This window comes from Microbacterium sp. AC132 (genome assembly GCF_979258525.1).
The window spans coordinates 1939071-1954220 of the sequence record NZ_OZ409862.1 but is presented as its reverse complement, the minus strand read 5'-3'; the positions used below and the strand labels follow the sequence as shown (position 1 = coordinate 1954220).

Below are 15150 nucleotides of genomic sequence, written 5' to 3'. Positions count from 1 at the left end.
ACGCGCCGCCGTCCGGCTCAGCCCGGTATCAGCCCCTCTGCAGCGAGCTCATTCCACAGCGCGCCAGGAATCTCGAGCGCCGCATACTCGGCATTCTGCGTCAGCTGCCCTGGCCGGCTTCCTCCGACCACCACCGAGCGCACCACGTCTGACTGCAGCGGGAACTGGATCGCGGCGGCGGGCAGCGGCACGTCGTGCTCGGCGCACACCCGTGCGATGCGCAGCAGCCGCTCCCACAGCTCGTCGGGAAGCTGCCCGTACTCGTATCGCCCGTCGCGGCGAGGTTCGTTCGATGCCAGCAGCCCGGAGTTGAAGACGGATGCCGCGACGATCCCTGTCCCGGTCTCTCGGCACGCCGGCAGCACCTCGGCCGCCGCCGGCTGTTCGAGCAGCGTGTATCTGCCCGCGACCATGACCAGGTCGAGGTCGGCCGACCGCACGGAGGCGGCGAGCGCATCCGACACCATCGAGCCGATGCCGACGGCAGTCACCTCGCCGTCGCGACGCAGCTGCTCGAGCGCCGGCAGCGCCTCGGCGAGCGCGAGATCCAGGTCATGCCGCTCGGGGTCGTGCAGGTAGAGCAGGTCGATGCGCTCGATCCCGAGACGTTCGCGGGACTCATCGAGACTGGTGCGTATCCCCTCAGCCGAGAAGTCCCACACGCGCTGCAGATCGTCGGGAACATGGAAGTCGTTCGCGGTGTCGAGGCCGCCGTCGTGGTCGGGGTTCGGTCGCAGCAGGCGGCCGACCTTGGTCGACAGCACGTACTCGTCGCGCGGTTTGGTCTGCAGGAACGCCCCGAGACGACGCTCCGAGAGCCCGAGCCCGTAATGCGGAGCGGTGTCGAAGTAGCGGATGCCGCTGTCCCACGCCGCATCGAGCACCGCCCACGCCTCGTCATCGCTCAGCGCGCGGAAGAGGTTGCCGACATTCGCGGCCCCGTATCCGAGGGGCGGAACCGCCAGAGCATCAGACCCCGACATGCTGCCCCGTCCACGTGTACGCGGCGATGCTCTCGGCCTTCATCTCCATGCCGGATCCGGGCGCCGTGGGCGCCATGTACGACCCGCCCTGGATGTCGGTGGGGATCACGAAGTGCTCGTGCAGGTGGTCGACGAATTCGATCATCCGCCCTTCGCGGGTGCCGGTGACGGCGACGAAGTCGAACATCGAGAGGTGCTGCACGGCCTCGCACAGCCCGACGCCGCCGGCATGCGGGCAGACCGGCACACCGAACTTCGCGGCCAGCAGCAGGTTGGCGATGTTCTCGTTGACGCCCGCGACGCGCACGGCGTCGATCTGCATGACCGAGATCGCCTCGGCCTGCAGCAGCTGCTTGAAGATGACGCGGTTCTGGGCGTGCTCGCCGGTGGCGACGCGGATGGGTGCCACCCCCTGGCGATCTCGGCGTGACCGAGCACGTCGTCGGGGCTCGTGGGCTCTTCGATCCAGGCGGGGTGGAACTCGGCGAGCGCGCCTATCCATTCGATCGCCTCCGACACCTCCCACCGCTGGTTGGCGTCGATCGCGATGGGGAAGTCCGGTCCGCACACCTCGCGGGCCTTGCGGAAACGGCGGATGTCGTCGTCGAGGTCGGCGCCGACCTTGAGCTTGATCTGGGTGAAGCCGTCGGCCATCGCCTCGCGGGCGAGCCGTTCGAGCTTCTCGTCGGAGTATCCGAGCCATCCGGGGCTGGTCGTGTAGCCGGGGTATCCGGTGGCGAGCAGTTCTCGTTCGCGCTCGAGGCGTCCCGGCTCGGCGGCGCGCAGGATCTCGAGGGCGTCCTCGGGCGTCAGCGCATTGGTGAGGTAGCGGAAGTCGACGAGTCCCACGAGCTCCTCGGGCGTCATCCGCGCGAGCAGCTGCCACAGCGGCAGCCCGGCCCGCTTGGCCTTGATGTCCCACAGCGCGTTGATGACCGCGCCGATGGCCATGTGCATGACGCCCTTCTCGGGGCCGAGCCAGCGCAGCTGCGAGTCGCCGATGATGTCGCGGAACGTCGTGCCCATGTCGTCGAGCAGCGGCTCGATCTCGCGACCGACGAGGTGCCCGGCGAGCGCGTCGATCGCGGCGACCTGCACATCGTTGCCGCGCCCGATCGTGAAGACGAACGCGTGGCCGTCGATGCCGTCCTCGGCATCCGTGCGCACGATCACGTATGCGGCCGAGTAGTCGGGGTCGGGATTCATGGCATCCGATCCGTCCAGACTCAGCGATGTCGGGAAGCGGATGTCGGTCGTGTCGAGGGCGACGATGCGGCTCACGGGTTCCTCTCGTGCACGGGACGGATATCCGTGCAGATCTCTTGGAGTGTAAACATCGGATGTCTATACTGTCAACGAGACGGGCCGCACTGACGCGCCTCGTCACCCACGGACACCTCACTGAGCAGGAGAGACATGAAGTTCGCACGGCTAGGCACCCCCGGCGCCGAGATCCCCGTCCTCGTCGAAGGCGACCGCTACCTCGATCTGCGCTCTGTGACATCCGATGTGAACGGTGATTTCCTCGCCGGTGATTTCCGGGCTCGCGTCGCCGCGGCCCGCGCCGCCGACGAACTGCCGGTTCTCGGGGATGCCGCGGCGATGCGCATCGGCGCGCCGATCGCGCGCCCGAGCGCCGTCATCTGCATCGGCCAGAATTACGCGGCGCACGCCCGCGAGTCCGGCTCCGAGCCGCCGACCGTCCCGATCATGTTCCTGAAGACGCCGAACACGGTGGTCGGCCCGAACGATGCGGTCACGATCCCCCGCGGCAGCGAGAAGACCGACTGGGAGGTCGAGCTCGGCATCGTGATCGGCGCCCGCGCCGCCTACCTCGATTCGCCCGACGACGCCGACGCCCACATCGCCGGCTACGTGGTGGCGAACGACGTCTCGGAGCGCGCCTTCCAGATGGAGGTCTCGGGCGGGCAGTGGTCGAAGGGCAAGATCGCCCCCGGTTTCAACCCGACCGGCCCCTGGCTGGTGACACCCGACGAGGTCGACGTCGACGACCTGCGGCTGCGCAGCTGGGTGAACGGCGAAGCGCGTCAGGATTCGAACACCGACGACATGATCTTCGACGTGCGCGTGATCGTGCACCACCTGTCGCAGTACGTCACGCTCGAGCCGGGCGACCTGATCCTCACGGGCACTCCCCAGGGCGTGGCCTTCGGGGGCAAGTTCCCCTATCTGACGGCGGGCGACGTGGTCGACATCGAGATCGAAGGACTCGGGCATCAGCGCCAGGAGTTCGTGGCATGGGAGGCACAGAAGTGAGCAGCGCACTCGACGGACTCGTCGCGATCGTGACCGGCGGAGCATCCGGGATCGGAGCGGCCATCGCCGCCCGCCTGCACGCCGACGGCGCGCAGATCGCGGTGCTCGACCGCGACACCTCAGGAGCGGATGCCGCCTTCGCCGCTTTCACGGCCGACGTGTCGGACCGTGCATCGGTCGATGCCGCCGTGGCCGCCGTCGCCGAGAGGTTCGGGCGCATCGACATCGTCGTGAACAACGCCGGGGTCGGCGCCCAGGGCGACATCAGCGCCAACGACGACGACGAGTGGGCGCGTGTGCTCTCGATCAACGTCACGGGCATCGCCCGCGTCACGTCGGCGGCGCTGCCGTGGCTCAAGAAGTCGCCGAGCGCGGCGGTCTGCAACACGGCATCCATCGCCTCGACCACCGGCCTTCCCCAGCGCGCGCTCTACAGCGCGTCGAAGGGCGCCGTCTCGGCCCTGACCCGTGCCATGGCCGCCGATCACCTGCGCGAGGGCATCCGCGTCAACGCCGTCAACCCCGGCACCGCCGACACCCCGTGGGTCGGCCGGCTGCTCGACTCGGCCGACGACCCGGCCGCCGAGCGCGCCGCCCTCGAGGCCCGCCAGCCGCATGGCCGCCTGGTCTCACCCGACGAGGTCGCCGCGGCGGTCGCCTACCTGGTGAGCCCCGCCGCGGGCTCGACCACGGGCACGTTCATCGAGGTCGACGGCGGCATGGCTCAGCTGCGGCTCCGTCCCGTCGGGGGCTGACCGCCGCGTCGCCCACTGTCCCGGTCCCTGCCCCGGACAGCGGGCGCTACGAGCGACCGCCGCGCAGCCAACCCAGGATGCCGCGGCGCGGCCGCTCCTCCCGAGCGTCCTCATGCGTCGGCCGCTCGCCGATCCGGTAGAACTCCTCGGCGTTCGTCCACATGATCGCGTCGACGTCGTGCCCGCGGCGCTCGGCCCAGGCGATCACCGCATCCGCCCATCTGATCCGAGCCGTCGGCTGGTACATGGGCGATCCGTCGACGTTCGCGTACGGGTCGCCCTCCTCCGGGGGTCCGATGACCGAGACCGGCCAGTCACTGCCCCACATCAGCCGCTCGACGCCGAACGCGTCGGCCGCGGCGTCGAGGAACGGATGCAGCTGCTCGGCCGACCAGTCGCCTCCGGCCTCTCCGGGCAGCCCCGAGAGCTTGCACCACACATTCGGATGCCGTGCCAGGTCGTCGAGATCGCGCACCCATTCCATGGTCGGCGCCACCGGGGCCTTCGCCGTGCCGACCTCGGGCTTGCCGAGGTGATCGAGCACCATCCGCAGCTCGGGCACCGCCCCCGCGAGCCGGGCCACCTCGGGCAGCTGCGCGGCGCGCACGCAGGCGTCGAAGGCCCAGCCGCGCGCCGCGACCTCGCGCGCGCCGGTGACGAAGTCGGCCGAGACCGCCAGTCCGTCGGGTTCGCCCTGCAGGTTGTGCCGCACGCCGACCACGAGCGGCTCGGCGGCGAGTCCTTCGAGGTGCGCGGTGGTGTCGGTGCCGCGATCCAGACGCGCCCCCGCGACGATGCCGACCACCCCGACGCGGGGCGCGAGCCCGGCCACCCACCGCACCTCTTCAAGGAAGTCGTCTTCGACGGTCTCGGCCTGCACGAACACCGCGCGCTCGGTCGTCGCGCGGGCGATGCGGGCGTGCTCGATCTCGGTCGCACCGAACAGCCAGGCGAGCGGACCCTCGAGCCACGTGTAGTGCAGAAGCTCGGGGTCCCAGAGGTGCAGGTGCGAATCGAGTACGCGCATGCCCCCATCCTGCCGCAGACATCCGATGAATGGCTAGGATGACGCCATGGCAGTGACTGACGACGCGATCGAGAAGATCAAGGCGATGATCGTGTCGGGCGAACTCGCACCCGGCGATCGCCTCCCTCCCGAGAAGGAGCTGTCCGAACGGCTCGGCCTGTCACGCAACTCGATGCGCGAGGCCGTGAAGGCGCTCGAGGTGATCCGGGTGCTCGACGTGCGCCGCGGTGACGGCACCTATGTCACCAGCCTGGAGCCCCACCTGCTGCTCGAGGCGATCTCGTTCGTGGTCGACATGCACGACGACGACTCGATGCTCGAGATCTTCGCAGTGCGGCGGATGCTGGAGTCGCAGGCGACCGGCCTCGCGGCCACCCTCGGCAGCGACGCCGCGATCGCCGGCCTCGAGAGCGAGGTCGCCTCCATCGATCCGACGGTCAGCATCGAAGAGCTCGTCGAGCACGACATCCGCTTCCACCGTGAGATCGTCGGCATGGCCGGCAACGCCTATCTCGCCAGCCTCATCGAGCACCTGAGCAGTCAGACCGTGCGCGCCCGCGTGTGGCGTGGTCTCACCGAGGGCGGAGCGGTCGAGCGCACCCTCTCGGAGCACCGGGCGATCGCCGACGCCATCGCCCGGCGCGATTCGGGTCTCGCCACCTCGCTCGCCACGGCGCACATCGCCGGCGTCGAGCGGTGGCTGCGCCAGGCGGCATCCGCCTGACGCAGCGACGCCTTTTCTCGGCCACGCGTCCCTCGGGCCTTCCCTGCACGCTTTCGTCGCCCGGGCCCTCACCGGCACGTTCGGCCAGATGCGCTTCGCTCGGCCGTATCCGTGACGTCGGGCCGAATCTGGCGCGTCTGGCCGACGCTGACCCACCCGCCGAAGTGCGACTCAGGCCCCGAGCCGCCCCATCGCCGCGTCGAACTCGGCGGCGGAGCTGTCGCTGACCTCGTGGAACAGCACCTGCTCGATCACGTCGGGTGCCGCCGTGAAGTACGGCACCCCCGCGAGACGCAGACCGGTGATGTCGTCAGGTGATCGCAGGCTGGCCGCGAGCACGTTCGAGTCGCTGCCCGCGCACACCTCCTGCATGCGGGCGATCACCGTATCCCCGTCGATGCCGGCATCCCGCATCCGTCCGAGGTAGGGGGCGATGTACTGCGCCCCGATCGAGGCGCATGCCAGCGCCTGTGCGACCGAGTAGACGGCGGTGACGAGCACGGTCGCGCCGTCGCGCACCAGAGCGGATGCCGCGGCGAAGCCGTCGCGGGTCGCCGGCACCTTCACGGCCACGCGATCGCCCAGCGCACGGATGCCCTCGGCGTTGCGGAGGAAGGATGCGGTGTCGCCGCCCCACGTCTGGAAGAAGATCTCGCGGGCGCCCTCGTCCGACCAGCGGGCGTAGAGGTCGGGGATCTCCGCGGCGGTGCGGCCACCACGCTCGAGGATCGTGGGGTTGGTCGTCACGCCGTGCACGACGCCCGCGGTGAGGAGGGAGGCGACGCGGTCGACGTCCGCGCTATCGACATAGAGACGGGGGGCCAGCGCGGTCATCGGGTCTCCTTGTGCACAACCTGTCGTTACAGGTTCGGATTCGGCTAATGTAATGACAGCCGCGGAGGATGTCAAAGCACCCCGCATCGACGACGATCAGGAGTGCCATGACAGCCGCCACCTCGCCCGATCGCACCGGCGTCGTCATCGTCGGCAGCGTGACCGCAGACGTGACGACCTTCTCGACCAGGCTCCCCGCCCGCGGAGAGACCATCCTCGGCAACGAGTTCACCCTGATGCTCGGCGGCAAGGGCGCGAATCAGGCGGTCGCCGCCGGACGATCGGGGGCCCGCACGAGCTTCGTCGGATGCGTGGGAGACGACCTCTTCCACGACCTCGTCGTCGACGGGCTGAGCGAGGCCGGAGTCGACCTCACGCACCTCCGCACGGTGCCGGGCCCGACGGGCATCGCGCACATCCGCGTCGACGCCTCGGCGCAGAACGACATCGTCATGGTGCCTCTGGCCAACGCCGCGCTCAGCACCGAGCAGATCGACGCGGCGCTCGAAGCCCTCGCGCCGACCACGTCGGTGCTGCTCACCCAGCTCGAGACGCCCTCGGCGCTCACCGCGCACATCACGTCACGAGGACGCGAGCACGGCATGACCGTCATCCTCGACCCCGCCCCCGCCGCTCCGCTGGATGACGCCGTGTGGGCGAGCATCGACATCGTCACCCCGAACGAGACCGAGGCCTCGGTGCTCAGCGGCGTCGAGGTGACGGATGCCGCGTCGGCGGAGATCGCCGGACGCTGGTTCCTCGACCGGGGCGTCGGCGCCGCCGTGATCACGCTCGCGGGTCAGGGCTCGTGCGTCGTGACCGCAGCGGGAGCATTCGTCATCCCGCCCTTCCCTGTCGAGGCCGTCGACACCACCGCGGCCGGCGACGCCTACGCCGGGTATCTCGGCGCCGCCCTCGCCAACGGCTGGGAGCTGACGGATGCCGTTCGCCTGGCGACCGCCGCCGGAGCCCTCGCCGTCACGAAGCAGGGCGCGTCGCCCAGCCTGCCGCTGCGGGCCGAGGTCGACGCCTTCCTGGCCGCCCGAGAAGCCCACTGACACCCCCGAGGAGACATCATGCGCAAGACAGCGACGACCATCAACCCCGCACTCTCGCGCGTGATCAGCGAGACCGGCCACACCGATCTGCTGGTGGTCACCGACGCCGGCCTGCCCATCCCGCCCGGATCCGAGCGCATCGACCTCGCCTATCGTCCCGGCGCTCCGGGATTCTTCGACGTGCTCGACACCGTGCTCGCCGAGCTCGTCGTGGAGGGAGCGACGGTGTCGGCCGAGGTCGCCGAGAAGAGCCCCGAGGTGCTGGCCGCGCTGCGCGAGCGCTTCGCCGATCAGGACTTCGAGATCGAGCTCATCCCTCACGTCGACTTCAAGAAGCTGACCCACTCGGCGCGCGCGTTCGTGCGCTCGGGAGAGTTCACCCCCTACGCGAACGTGATCCTGCACGCGGGAGTGGCGTACTGATATGAACGACACGATCGACCGCCACTCCGCCGCGCCCATGTACGACCAGCTGCGTCAGCTGATCGTCGACGGCATCTCGCGAGACGGCCTGCAGCCCGGCGACCCGCTGCCCGGCGAGCACCGCCTCTGCGAGCGGTACGGCATCTCGCGCACCGTGGTGCGCCAGGCGTTGGCCCAGCTCGAGCACGAGGGGCTCGTCGAACGCGTCAAGGGCAAGGGCACGTTCGTGTCGCGCCCCCGCACGAGCGAGAGCCTGGTGCACACGCTGATCGGCCTCTACGACGACGTCGAGCGCCGCGGCGGGCACGTGCACAGCGACGTCCTGCGCCACGAGCAGACTCTCGCCGACGACGAGATCGCGGCGGCACTCGAGGTCGACCCTGGCGCACCGGTCGTGGTGCTCGACCGTCTGCGTCACGTCGACGGCGAACCCTGGTCGCTCTCGACCACCTGGATGCCGGATGCCGTCGGCGGAGTCACGCTCGGCGTCGACCTCTCGGAGCGGTCCCTGTACCGCCTGCTCGCCGATCACGACATCGTGGCGACCAGCGGCGTCCGCTCGGCCGAGGCCACCGTCGCGACCCACGAGCAGGCGCAGCATCTGGGGGTGAGCGCCGGCTCCGCCCTGCTGCGACTGCGCAGCGTGAGCCGTTCCTCCGACGGCACGCCGATCGAGTACTTCGTGGCGCACCACCGCGGCGACCGCTCGCGCTTCGAGTTCCAGCTGCAGCAGGAGCTGTCGCAGGCGTCGCTGCTGCACGTCGACGGCGACGGCAGCACCTCGCGCGCCGGCACCGTCCGCTAGCCGCATCCGCACGCGGCATCCACTCACAGGTGGGTCGGCCGAGCACGGGTCGCGGACTAGCCTGGAACGAGAGCACGCATCGCACGGGGCGATGCGATCGGGGGAAGACACGATGGTCGACGACGCGCATCCACCGGCATCCGACTCCGACCCGGTCATCCCTCCGCCGCCTGCCGCGGCGCCGGGACAGCTCGGATCCTCCGTCCCGCTGGCCCCGCCGCTGGGCGGGATCCCCGGGCCGCCCGCGCCGCTGCCGCCGTACGCCTCTGCCTCCCAGCCGGGGCAGCATCCGCAGATGGCCGCGTACCCGCCGCCGCACCCGGGGCAGCCGTCGCCTCCCTACGGCGCCGCATATGCTTCCCCGTCCGCGCCTCCTCCTCCGCGTTCAGGACGGACCGTCGGCATCGTCATCGCAGCGGTCGCGGCGTTCGTGCTGATCGTCGTCGTGGGCATCGCGGTGGCCGTGAGCCTGCTGCTGAGCTCGCGCACCGAACCGGCGACCGCGCCTCCGGCCACGAGCGTCACGGAAGAGCCCGCAGCGCCTTCCGAGGCACCGCAGGGCGACCCGGACTCCGACGGCTCGGGCGACGCCGATGCCTCCGCCATCGCCGACGCGCTCCAGGCGAAGATCGACGAGTACAAGCGCCTGCGCGACAGCGGCGCGCTCTGGCAGAGCATCCCCGACACCGAGTTCAACCGCACGGCCGTCTCCGCCTTCCTCTACTTCCTCACCGACATGAAGGTCGCCACCATCTGGGGTGTCGACGATGCGCAGGCGCAGGAGTACGAGGAGCGCATGACGATGCTCGAGGAGCGTCTGCTCGCCCAGCAGCCCCTCGGCGACGACATCCAGATCACCCTCGAGGACGAGGTCTTCACGTACGACGGCGAGACGGGCGAGGGCGGCTACACGCCCCGCTAGAGGAGCGTTACGCTCGAAGCATGAGCGACTGGACCAGCACCGCGATCGCCCTGCTGGAAGCCGACGCCAACCGCAGCGCCGACACCCATCTGCACCTCTTCCCGCTGCCACCCGAGTGGGGCATCGACCTGTACCTGAAAGACGAGTCGGTGCATCCGACCGGGTCGCTCAAGCACCGTCTCGCGCGCTCGCTGATCCTGTACGGACTCGTCAACGGACGCATCACCGAGGACTCCACTCTCGTCGAGTCCTCCAGCGGATCGACGGCCGTCTCCGAGGCGTACTTCGCGCGGATGCTGGGGCTGCCCTTCGTCACCGTCGTACCGCGCTCGACCAGCCAGGAGAAGATCGACCTCATCGAGTTCTACGGCGGACGCTGTCACTTCGTCGACCGTGCCGAGGACATGTCTCCTGAGGCTCAGCGCCTGGCCTCCGAATGCCATGGCCACTACCTCGACCAGTTCACGTTCGCCGAGCGGGCGACCGACTGGCGCGGCAACAACAACATCGCCGAGAGCGTGTTCAGCCAGCTGTCGCAGGAACGGCATCCGATCCCCCGCTGGATCGTCGTGGGCGCAGGCACCGGCGGCACGAGCGCCACCTTCGGCCGGTACGTGAAGTACCGCCGCCACGAGACGCAGATCGCGGTCGTCGACCCCGAGGGTTCGGCGTTCTACGACGGATGGGCGGGCACCGTCGACGCGCCGGCCGGACGCCCCAGTCGCATCGAGGGCATCGGCCGCCCGCGCGTCGAGGCCTCGTTCGTGCCCAGTGTGATCGACGAGATGATCCGCGTGCCCGACGCGGGGTCGATCGCCGCGATCCGGATGCTGCGCGAGCGCACCCTGCACTGGGCCGGAGGTTCGACCGGCACCAACCTGTACGGCGCATTCCAGCTGATCGCGCGCATGCGCGCGGCGGGCGAGACCGGCAGCATCGTCACGCTCATCTGCGACAGCGGCATCCGCTACGCCGGCACGTACTTCAACGATGAGTGGGTCGCCGAGCAGGGCTGGGACCTCGACCCGCATCGCACCCGCCTCGATCACTTCCTCGAGACCGGGGTCTGGGTCGACTGACCCTCGTTCCGCTTCCATGACTCCGGAGATCCGGGCAGGTCATCCGGGAGAACACGCTTCCTCGGGGTCGAGCGGCCACATTCTCCGGAGTCATGGCACGTCGCGGGCCGAGGCGCTCCGGCTACGCTGGCCGCATGACTACTCTCATCCTCACTGTCGCGGGTGCCGATCGCCCCGGACTCGTCGCAGCCGTCGCCGATGTCGTCGATGCCCACGGCGGAAACTGGGAGAACAGCTCGCTGGCCGAGCTCGCGGGCACCTTCGCCGGAGTGATCGAGGTCTCGGTCGCCGCCGACCGTTCCGACGAGCTGCAGACGGCGCTCCGCGGACTTCAGGGACAGGGGCTCCTGACGCTCGCCGTCCTCACCGGAACGCCTGATGACGACGCGGAGGACGAGCAGCGACTCGAGATCCGGGTGCTGGGCAACGACCGATCCGGCATCGTCCGCGAGGTCTCGAACGTGCTGAACGCGCACGAACTCAGCATCGAGGAGCTCGCGACCGAGACCCGGGATGCCGCGATGGCCGGCGGCCGTCTGTTCGAGGCATCCGTGATCGCGCGGGTTCCGTCGTCGGTCGACATCGATGCCCTGCGTCGCGACCTCGAGCGCATCGCCACGGAGATCCAGGTCGACATCACCCTCGCCTGACCGCGGCGTCCCCTCCGCCCGATACGCACACAGCGTCCCGCACGGCCCACGGGGCGACCGCACGCCTGTGCAGACCGAGGCGAACTGTGCAGAACGGGAGAAATGAGAGGGCGATCGTCGTCACTCAGGGCGACTCGACGGACGATCCTTCGGCTCGCAGATCCGTATCGGTGTACCGGCGCACCCAGTACTCGGTCTGAGCCACGTGGGCGGATGCCGCAGCCGACGCCGCGACCGGGTCCGCCGCCGCGAGTCCGCGGAGGATCGCCCGGTGCCCGGCATCCGAGTGGAGCTTGAGTTCGGCGGCGTCGCCGGCATCCGGGATCCGATAGGCCCGCGAGCGAGAGCGCAGCACGTCGATCAGGCTCGTGAGCGCGTCGTTGCCGGCGACCTCCGAGATCGTCATGTGGAAGGCGTGGTCGAGGCGGGAGTGGTCCTCGAAGTCGTCGCTCGCCTCGATCTCATCGAGCACGCCGCTGAGCGTCTCGATCGTGGCGGCGTCGATGCGGGCCGCGGCGAGCGCAGCCGCGTGGGGCTCGAGCACCCGGCGAAGCTCCGTCAGTTCGAGCACCCCGGCCATGGGCAGGAGTCCGACCGTGAGAGAGAGGCTGCCGATCAGGTCGGCGGCGCGCAGCTCGCTGACGTAGCTGCCCGAGCCGTGCCGGGTCTCGAGCACACCGAGGGCGGCCAGCATGCGGATGGCTTCGCGCAGCGATCCGCGTGAGACGCCGAGCGTCTCGCACAGCTCACCCTCGCTCGGCAGACGGTCGCCGGGACGCAGCTCGCCGTCCGCGATCAGCGCACGCAGCCCGTGCAGCGCTGTGTCCAGTGCGCTCATCGTCATCCTCCTGACACCGCCCGATCCCCTTGCTGAGTCTGTCGGACGCAGACCCTTCGTCAAATTCGTATGACAACTATGTTTCATCCTCGCCTTTTCGTAGCCATTTCGAAAGCCGTGTGGCAAAGTTGTGCAACAACTCCCCCACTGCACCGACGAGGACCGATGCCCGCACCACTCTTCCCCGCACCGCTCACGCTGAACTCCGGCATCCGAGCCCGTGATGCGTGGCCGCTCGATCCCGACGTGATCCACCTGAACCACGGCTCGTTCGGCGCGGTCCCCACGGCCGTCGTCGAGCAGCAGGATGCCCTGCGACGTCGCGCCGACCTCAGCCCGGTCGAGTGGTTCCCCCGCATCGCCGAGCGGGTGCGCGACGCTCGCGAGCGCACGGCTCCGTTCCTCGGCGCCCATGCCGAAGACAGCGTCTTCGTCCCGAACGCCTCCGCCGCCGCGACCGTCGTCTACAACGCCCTGCACCTCGAGCGCGGCGACGAGATCCTCGTCACCGACCAGGGCTACGGAGCGATCACCATGGGCGCGCAGCGCCTGGCCCGCCGCTTCGGAGCATCCGTCCGCGCCGTCGAGCTGCCGCTGCTCGCCTCCGACGACGAGGTCGTGCAGCGCTTCGCCGACGCACTCACTCCGGCCACCCGCCTGATCGTGGTCGACCAGATCACCTCGCCGACCGCGCGGATGCTGCCGACCCGGCGCATCGCCGAGCTCGCGGCGGAACGGGGCATCCGCACCCTCGTCGACGGCGCTCATGCTCCCGGTCTCGTCGCCGATGCCGCCGCGGTCGCCGGCGGCGACTGGTGGTTCGGCAACCTGCACAAGTGGCCCTGCGCCCCGCGCGGTTCCGCCCTGCTCGTCACGAACGCCCCCGACCGCGACGACCTGTGGCCGCTCATCGACTCGTGGGCGGCGAACGAGCCATACCCCGAGCGCTTCGACACCCAGGGCACGATCGACGCGACGACCTATCTCGCCACCCCGGCGTCGATCGAGTTCATCGAGTCCGAGTTCGGGTGGCACAACGCCCGCCAGGCGATGGCGCAGATGGCGGATGCCGGGGCCGAGATCATCGCCGAGGGCCTGCGCCCCTACGGCGACGAAGACCCCCTCACTCCGTTGCCCTCGCCCGTGCCGTCGATGCGACTCGTGCGTCTGCCGCTCGGACTCGGCTCGACCCGCGAAGAGGCCGATGCCCTGCGCATGGACCTGCTCGACGAGACCGGCGTCGAGACCGCGTTCACCAGCTTCCGCGGCGTCGGCTACTTCCGCCTGTCGGCGCACCTCTACACAGAGGCGTCCGACTTCGAGGCCTTCGTCGAGCGCTGCATCCCGCAGATCCTCCGCCGCGCCGGCATCCGCACCGCCGACTCCATCATCGTCTCCTGACCCGACCCACCCCTCCACCCACCACCCGACCCACCACCATCACCAACTGAGAGGCACCTCGTGAAGAAGAACAGAATCTTGACGACCGCCGCGGGAATCGGCACCGTCGCCGCACTCGCGCTCACCGGCTGTTCCGCAGGCGGCGGCGAGTCCGCCGACGGCACCGTCACCCTGCAGATGGTCGAGAGCCTGACCAATCCTGCCCGCACCGACCTGCTGCGCGGACTCCTCGACGACTTCGAGAAGGAGAACCCCGACATCAAGGTCAAGCTCGTCTCGCCGCCCACCGAGCAGGCCGACGCGAAGATCCAGCAGATGCTGCAGTCGGGCAAGGGCGTCGACGTCCTCGAGGTCCGCGACATCACCGTCGGACCGTTCGCGAACAACGGCTGGCTGCACGACATCTCGGCCGACCTCGAGAAGTGGGACGGCTGGGACGCCCTCACCGACAACGCGCAGTCGGCGTCCGTGGCCGCAGACGGCAAGAGCTACTTCGTGCCGTACGGCTTCTACGGCCTCTCGCTGTTCTATCGCACCGACCTCGTCGAGGAGGCGGGCTTCGACGGCCCGCCGCACAGCTGGAAGGATCTGCTCGAGCAGGCCAGCGCCATCCAGGACCCCGCGAACAACATCTACGGCTACGCGTTCCGCGGTGGCCAGAACGCGAACAGCAATGTGGTCGCGGCTATCGAGGCCTACACGATCGACGGCCTCGACGTCGATGACGCCTTCCTGATGGAGAACGGGTCGACGATCTTCGCCGCTCCCGAGGCACAGGAAGCCGTCGACGACTACTTCGACCTCTTCAAGGAGGCGTCGCCGCCGTCCGCCGTGTCGTGGGGCTACCCCGAGATGGTCGCCGGTTTCACCAACGGCACCACGGCGTTCCTGCTGCAGGACCCCGAGGTCATCGCGACCGTGCAGGACTCCTCTCTGACCGAGGATCAGTGGGACACCGCCCCGCTGCTCGTCGGGCCGTCGGGCAAGGCCGCGCAGCCGCTGGCCGTCGCCGGCTGGGGCGTCGCGGAGAACAGCGAGCACCAGGATGCCGCGGTCAAGCTCGTCGAGTTCCTCTCGTCGGCCGAGCCGGCCACCGAGTTCGCGCAGGCCAACAGCCTCGTGCCGATCATCTCCGAGGCAGCCGATGACGAGTTCTACTCCTCGGGCCCGTGGACGAGCTACGTCACGATGACCGAGGACCCCGAGACCTACGTCAACGTCAAGCAGCCTCGCGGCGTCAGCTGGTGGACCGAGTGGATCCAGAAGTCCGACCAGGACGTGCAGAACGTGCTGCTCGGCAACATGTCGACCACCGAGCTGCTCGAGTCGTGGGACACCTTCTGGACCGAGAAGTACGCTGCGGAAAAGGGCTGA

Annotated in this window: 15 protein-coding genes and 1 pseudogene; 11 read left to right on the top strand and 5 right to left on the bottom strand. The window is 69.7% G+C overall.

Going from position 1 to position 15150, the window contains the following annotated elements; genetic code table 11:
• Positions 1-17: 17 nt before the first annotated feature.
• Together ACZZZQ_RS09315 and ACZZZQ_RS09310 are read right to left on the bottom strand one after the other, a co-directional pair.
• Entirely contained in the window at positions 18-983 is a 966-nt protein-coding gene (locus ACZZZQ_RS09315) for an aldo/keto reductase (protein WP_463507402.1), read from the bottom strand.
• Positions 970-2264 (bottom strand): annotated as a pseudogene (locus ACZZZQ_RS09310) (L-fuconate dehydratase). Before ACZZZQ_RS09310 ends, ACZZZQ_RS09315 begins: the two are co-directional and overlap by 14 nt.
• A 135-nt stretch (positions 2265-2399) precedes the next feature.
• Between ACZZZQ_RS09310 and ACZZZQ_RS09305 the strand changes: the two are divergent.
• Together ACZZZQ_RS09305 and ACZZZQ_RS09300 are read left to right on the top strand one after the other, a co-directional pair.
• Positions 2400-3260 (top strand): fumarylacetoacetate hydrolase family protein, encoded by an 861-nt coding sequence (locus ACZZZQ_RS09305; RefSeq protein WP_363522638.1) that lies wholly within the window; start codon positions 2400-2402, stop codon positions 3258-3260.
• Positions 3242-4015, top strand: coding sequence for an SDR family NAD(P)-dependent oxidoreductase (locus ACZZZQ_RS09300; RefSeq protein WP_053097956.1), 774 nt, complete (start codon positions 3242-3244; stop codon positions 4013-4015). Before ACZZZQ_RS09305 ends, ACZZZQ_RS09300 begins: the two co-directional genes overlap by 19 nt.
• Before the next feature lie 46 nt (positions 4016-4061).
• Here the strand turns inward: ACZZZQ_RS09300 and ACZZZQ_RS09295 are convergent, their stop codons facing one another.
• Positions 4062-5042: an amidohydrolase family protein gene (locus ACZZZQ_RS09295; RefSeq protein ID WP_463507401.1), complete on the bottom strand. Its 981-nt coding sequence runs from the start codon at positions 5040-5042 to the stop codon at positions 4062-4064.
• Between the two features lie 46 nt (positions 5043-5088).
• Between ACZZZQ_RS09295 and ACZZZQ_RS09290 the strand changes: the two genes are divergently transcribed.
• Positions 5089-5766: a FadR/GntR family transcriptional regulator gene (locus ACZZZQ_RS09290; protein ID WP_463507400.1), complete on the top strand. Its 678-nt coding sequence runs from the start codon at positions 5089-5091 to the stop codon at positions 5764-5766.
• A 171-nt stretch (positions 5767-5937) separates the two neighbouring features.
• On the opposite strand, the gene ACZZZQ_RS09285 is transcribed toward ACZZZQ_RS09290, so the two are convergent.
• Positions 5938-6600 carry a transaldolase family protein gene (locus ACZZZQ_RS09285; protein ID WP_363522633.1) on the bottom strand — a complete coding sequence of 221 codons (663 nt, stop codon included), beginning with the start codon at positions 6598-6600 and terminating at the stop codon, positions 5938-5940.
• A 107-nt stretch (positions 6601-6707) separates the two neighbouring features.
• On the opposite strand from ACZZZQ_RS09285, the gene ACZZZQ_RS09280 reads away from it, so the two are divergent.
• The 6 genes from ACZZZQ_RS09280 (at position 6708) to ACZZZQ_RS09255 (ending at position 11537) form a co-directional block, all read left to right on the top strand.
• Positions 6708-7658: a ribokinase gene (locus tag ACZZZQ_RS09280; protein WP_463507399.1), complete on the top strand. Its 951-nt coding sequence runs from the start codon at positions 6708-6710 to the stop codon at positions 7656-7658.
• A gap of 18 nt (positions 7659-7676) precedes the next feature.
• Positions 7677-8081, top strand: coding sequence for a D-ribose pyranase (gene rbsD, locus ACZZZQ_RS09275; RefSeq protein WP_320488929.1), 405 nt, complete (start codon positions 7677-7679; stop codon positions 8079-8081).
• A 1-nt stretch (position 8082) separates the two neighbouring features.
• Positions 8083-8886 (top strand): GntR family transcriptional regulator, encoded by an 804-nt coding sequence (locus ACZZZQ_RS09270; protein ID WP_463507398.1) that lies wholly within the window; start codon positions 8083-8085, stop codon positions 8884-8886.
• Between the two features lie 112 nt (positions 8887-8998).
• Complete coding sequence (locus ACZZZQ_RS09265) at positions 8999-9808, top strand: hypothetical protein (protein ID WP_463507397.1); 810 nt, start codon at positions 8999-9001, stop codon at positions 9806-9808.
• 20 nt (positions 9809-9828) lie between these two features.
• A complete protein-coding gene (locus ACZZZQ_RS09260) occupies positions 9829-10887 on the top strand; it encodes a PLP-dependent cysteine synthase family protein (protein WP_072591991.1) in 1059 nt (352 codons plus the stop codon).
• Positions 10888-11021: 134 nt separating this feature from the next.
• The gene (locus ACZZZQ_RS09255) at positions 11022-11537 is read left to right on the top strand and encodes a glycine cleavage system transcriptional repressor (RefSeq protein WP_053097968.1); all 516 of its coding nucleotides are present in this window, start codon (positions 11022-11024) and stop codon (positions 11535-11537) included.
• 124 nt (positions 11538-11661) lie between these two features.
• Here the strand turns inward: ACZZZQ_RS09255 and ACZZZQ_RS09250 are convergent, their stop codons facing one another.
• Entirely contained in the window at positions 11662-12375 is a 714-nt protein-coding gene (locus ACZZZQ_RS09250; protein ID WP_053099265.1) for a FadR/GntR family transcriptional regulator, read from the bottom strand.
• Between the two features lie 165 nt (positions 12376-12540).
• Between ACZZZQ_RS09250 and ACZZZQ_RS09245 the strand changes: the two genes are divergently transcribed.
• Both ACZZZQ_RS09245 and ACZZZQ_RS09240 read left to right on the top strand, forming a co-directional pair.
• The gene (locus tag ACZZZQ_RS09245; protein WP_053097969.1) at positions 12541-13776 is read left to right on the top strand and encodes an aminotransferase class V-fold PLP-dependent enzyme; all 1236 of its coding nucleotides are present in this window, start codon (positions 12541-12543) and stop codon (positions 13774-13776) included.
• Between the two features lie 60 nt (positions 13777-13836).
• On the top strand, positions 13837-15150 hold the full coding sequence (locus tag ACZZZQ_RS09240) for an ABC transporter substrate-binding protein (RefSeq protein ID WP_463507396.1): 1314 nt from the start codon (positions 13837-13839) through the stop codon (positions 15148-15150).

Excerpts from the sequence above, each read along its gene's own strand:
- ACZZZQ_RS09315 (WP_463507402.1), bottom strand. The coding sequence starts at position 983 with ATGTCGGGGTCTGATGCTCTGGCGGTTCCGCCCCTCGGATACGGGGCC.
- ACZZZQ_RS09305 (WP_363522638.1), top strand. The coding sequence starts at position 2,400 with ATGAAGTTCGCACGGCTAGGCACCCCCGGCGCCGAGATCCCCGTCCTC.
- ACZZZQ_RS09300 (WP_053097956.1), top strand. The coding sequence starts at position 3,242 with ATGGGAGGCACAGAAGTGAGCAGCGCACTCGACGGACTCGTCGCGATC.
- ACZZZQ_RS09295 (WP_463507401.1), bottom strand. The coding sequence starts at position 5,042 with ATGCGCGTACTCGATTCGCACCTGCACCTCTGGGACCCCGAGCTTCTG.
- ACZZZQ_RS09290 (WP_463507400.1), top strand. The coding sequence starts at position 5,089 with ATGGCAGTGACTGACGACGCGATCGAGAAGATCAAGGCGATGATCGTG.
- ACZZZQ_RS09285 (WP_363522633.1), bottom strand. The coding sequence starts at position 6,600 with ATGACCGCGCTGGCCCCCCGTCTCTATGTCGATAGCGCGGACGTCGAC.
- ACZZZQ_RS09280 (WP_463507399.1), top strand. The coding sequence starts at position 6,708 with ATGACAGCCGCCACCTCGCCCGATCGCACCGGCGTCGTCATCGTCGGC.
- rbsD (WP_320488929.1), top strand. The coding sequence starts at position 7,677 with ATGCGCAAGACAGCGACGACCATCAACCCCGCACTCTCGCGCGTGATC.
- ACZZZQ_RS09270 (WP_463507398.1), top strand. The coding sequence starts at position 8,083 with ATGAACGACACGATCGACCGCCACTCCGCCGCGCCCATGTACGACCAG.
- ACZZZQ_RS09265 (WP_463507397.1), top strand. The coding sequence starts at position 8,999 with ATGGTCGACGACGCGCATCCACCGGCATCCGACTCCGACCCGGTCATC.
- ACZZZQ_RS09260 (WP_072591991.1), top strand. The coding sequence starts at position 9,829 with ATGAGCGACTGGACCAGCACCGCGATCGCCCTGCTGGAAGCCGACGCC.
- ACZZZQ_RS09255 (WP_053097968.1), top strand. The coding sequence starts at position 11,022 with ATGACTACTCTCATCCTCACTGTCGCGGGTGCCGATCGCCCCGGACTC.
- ACZZZQ_RS09250 (WP_053099265.1), bottom strand. The coding sequence starts at position 12,375 with ATGAGCGCACTGGACACAGCGCTGCACGGGCTGCGTGCGCTGATCGCG.
- ACZZZQ_RS09245 (WP_053097969.1), top strand. The coding sequence starts at position 12,541 with ATGCCCGCACCACTCTTCCCCGCACCGCTCACGCTGAACTCCGGCATC.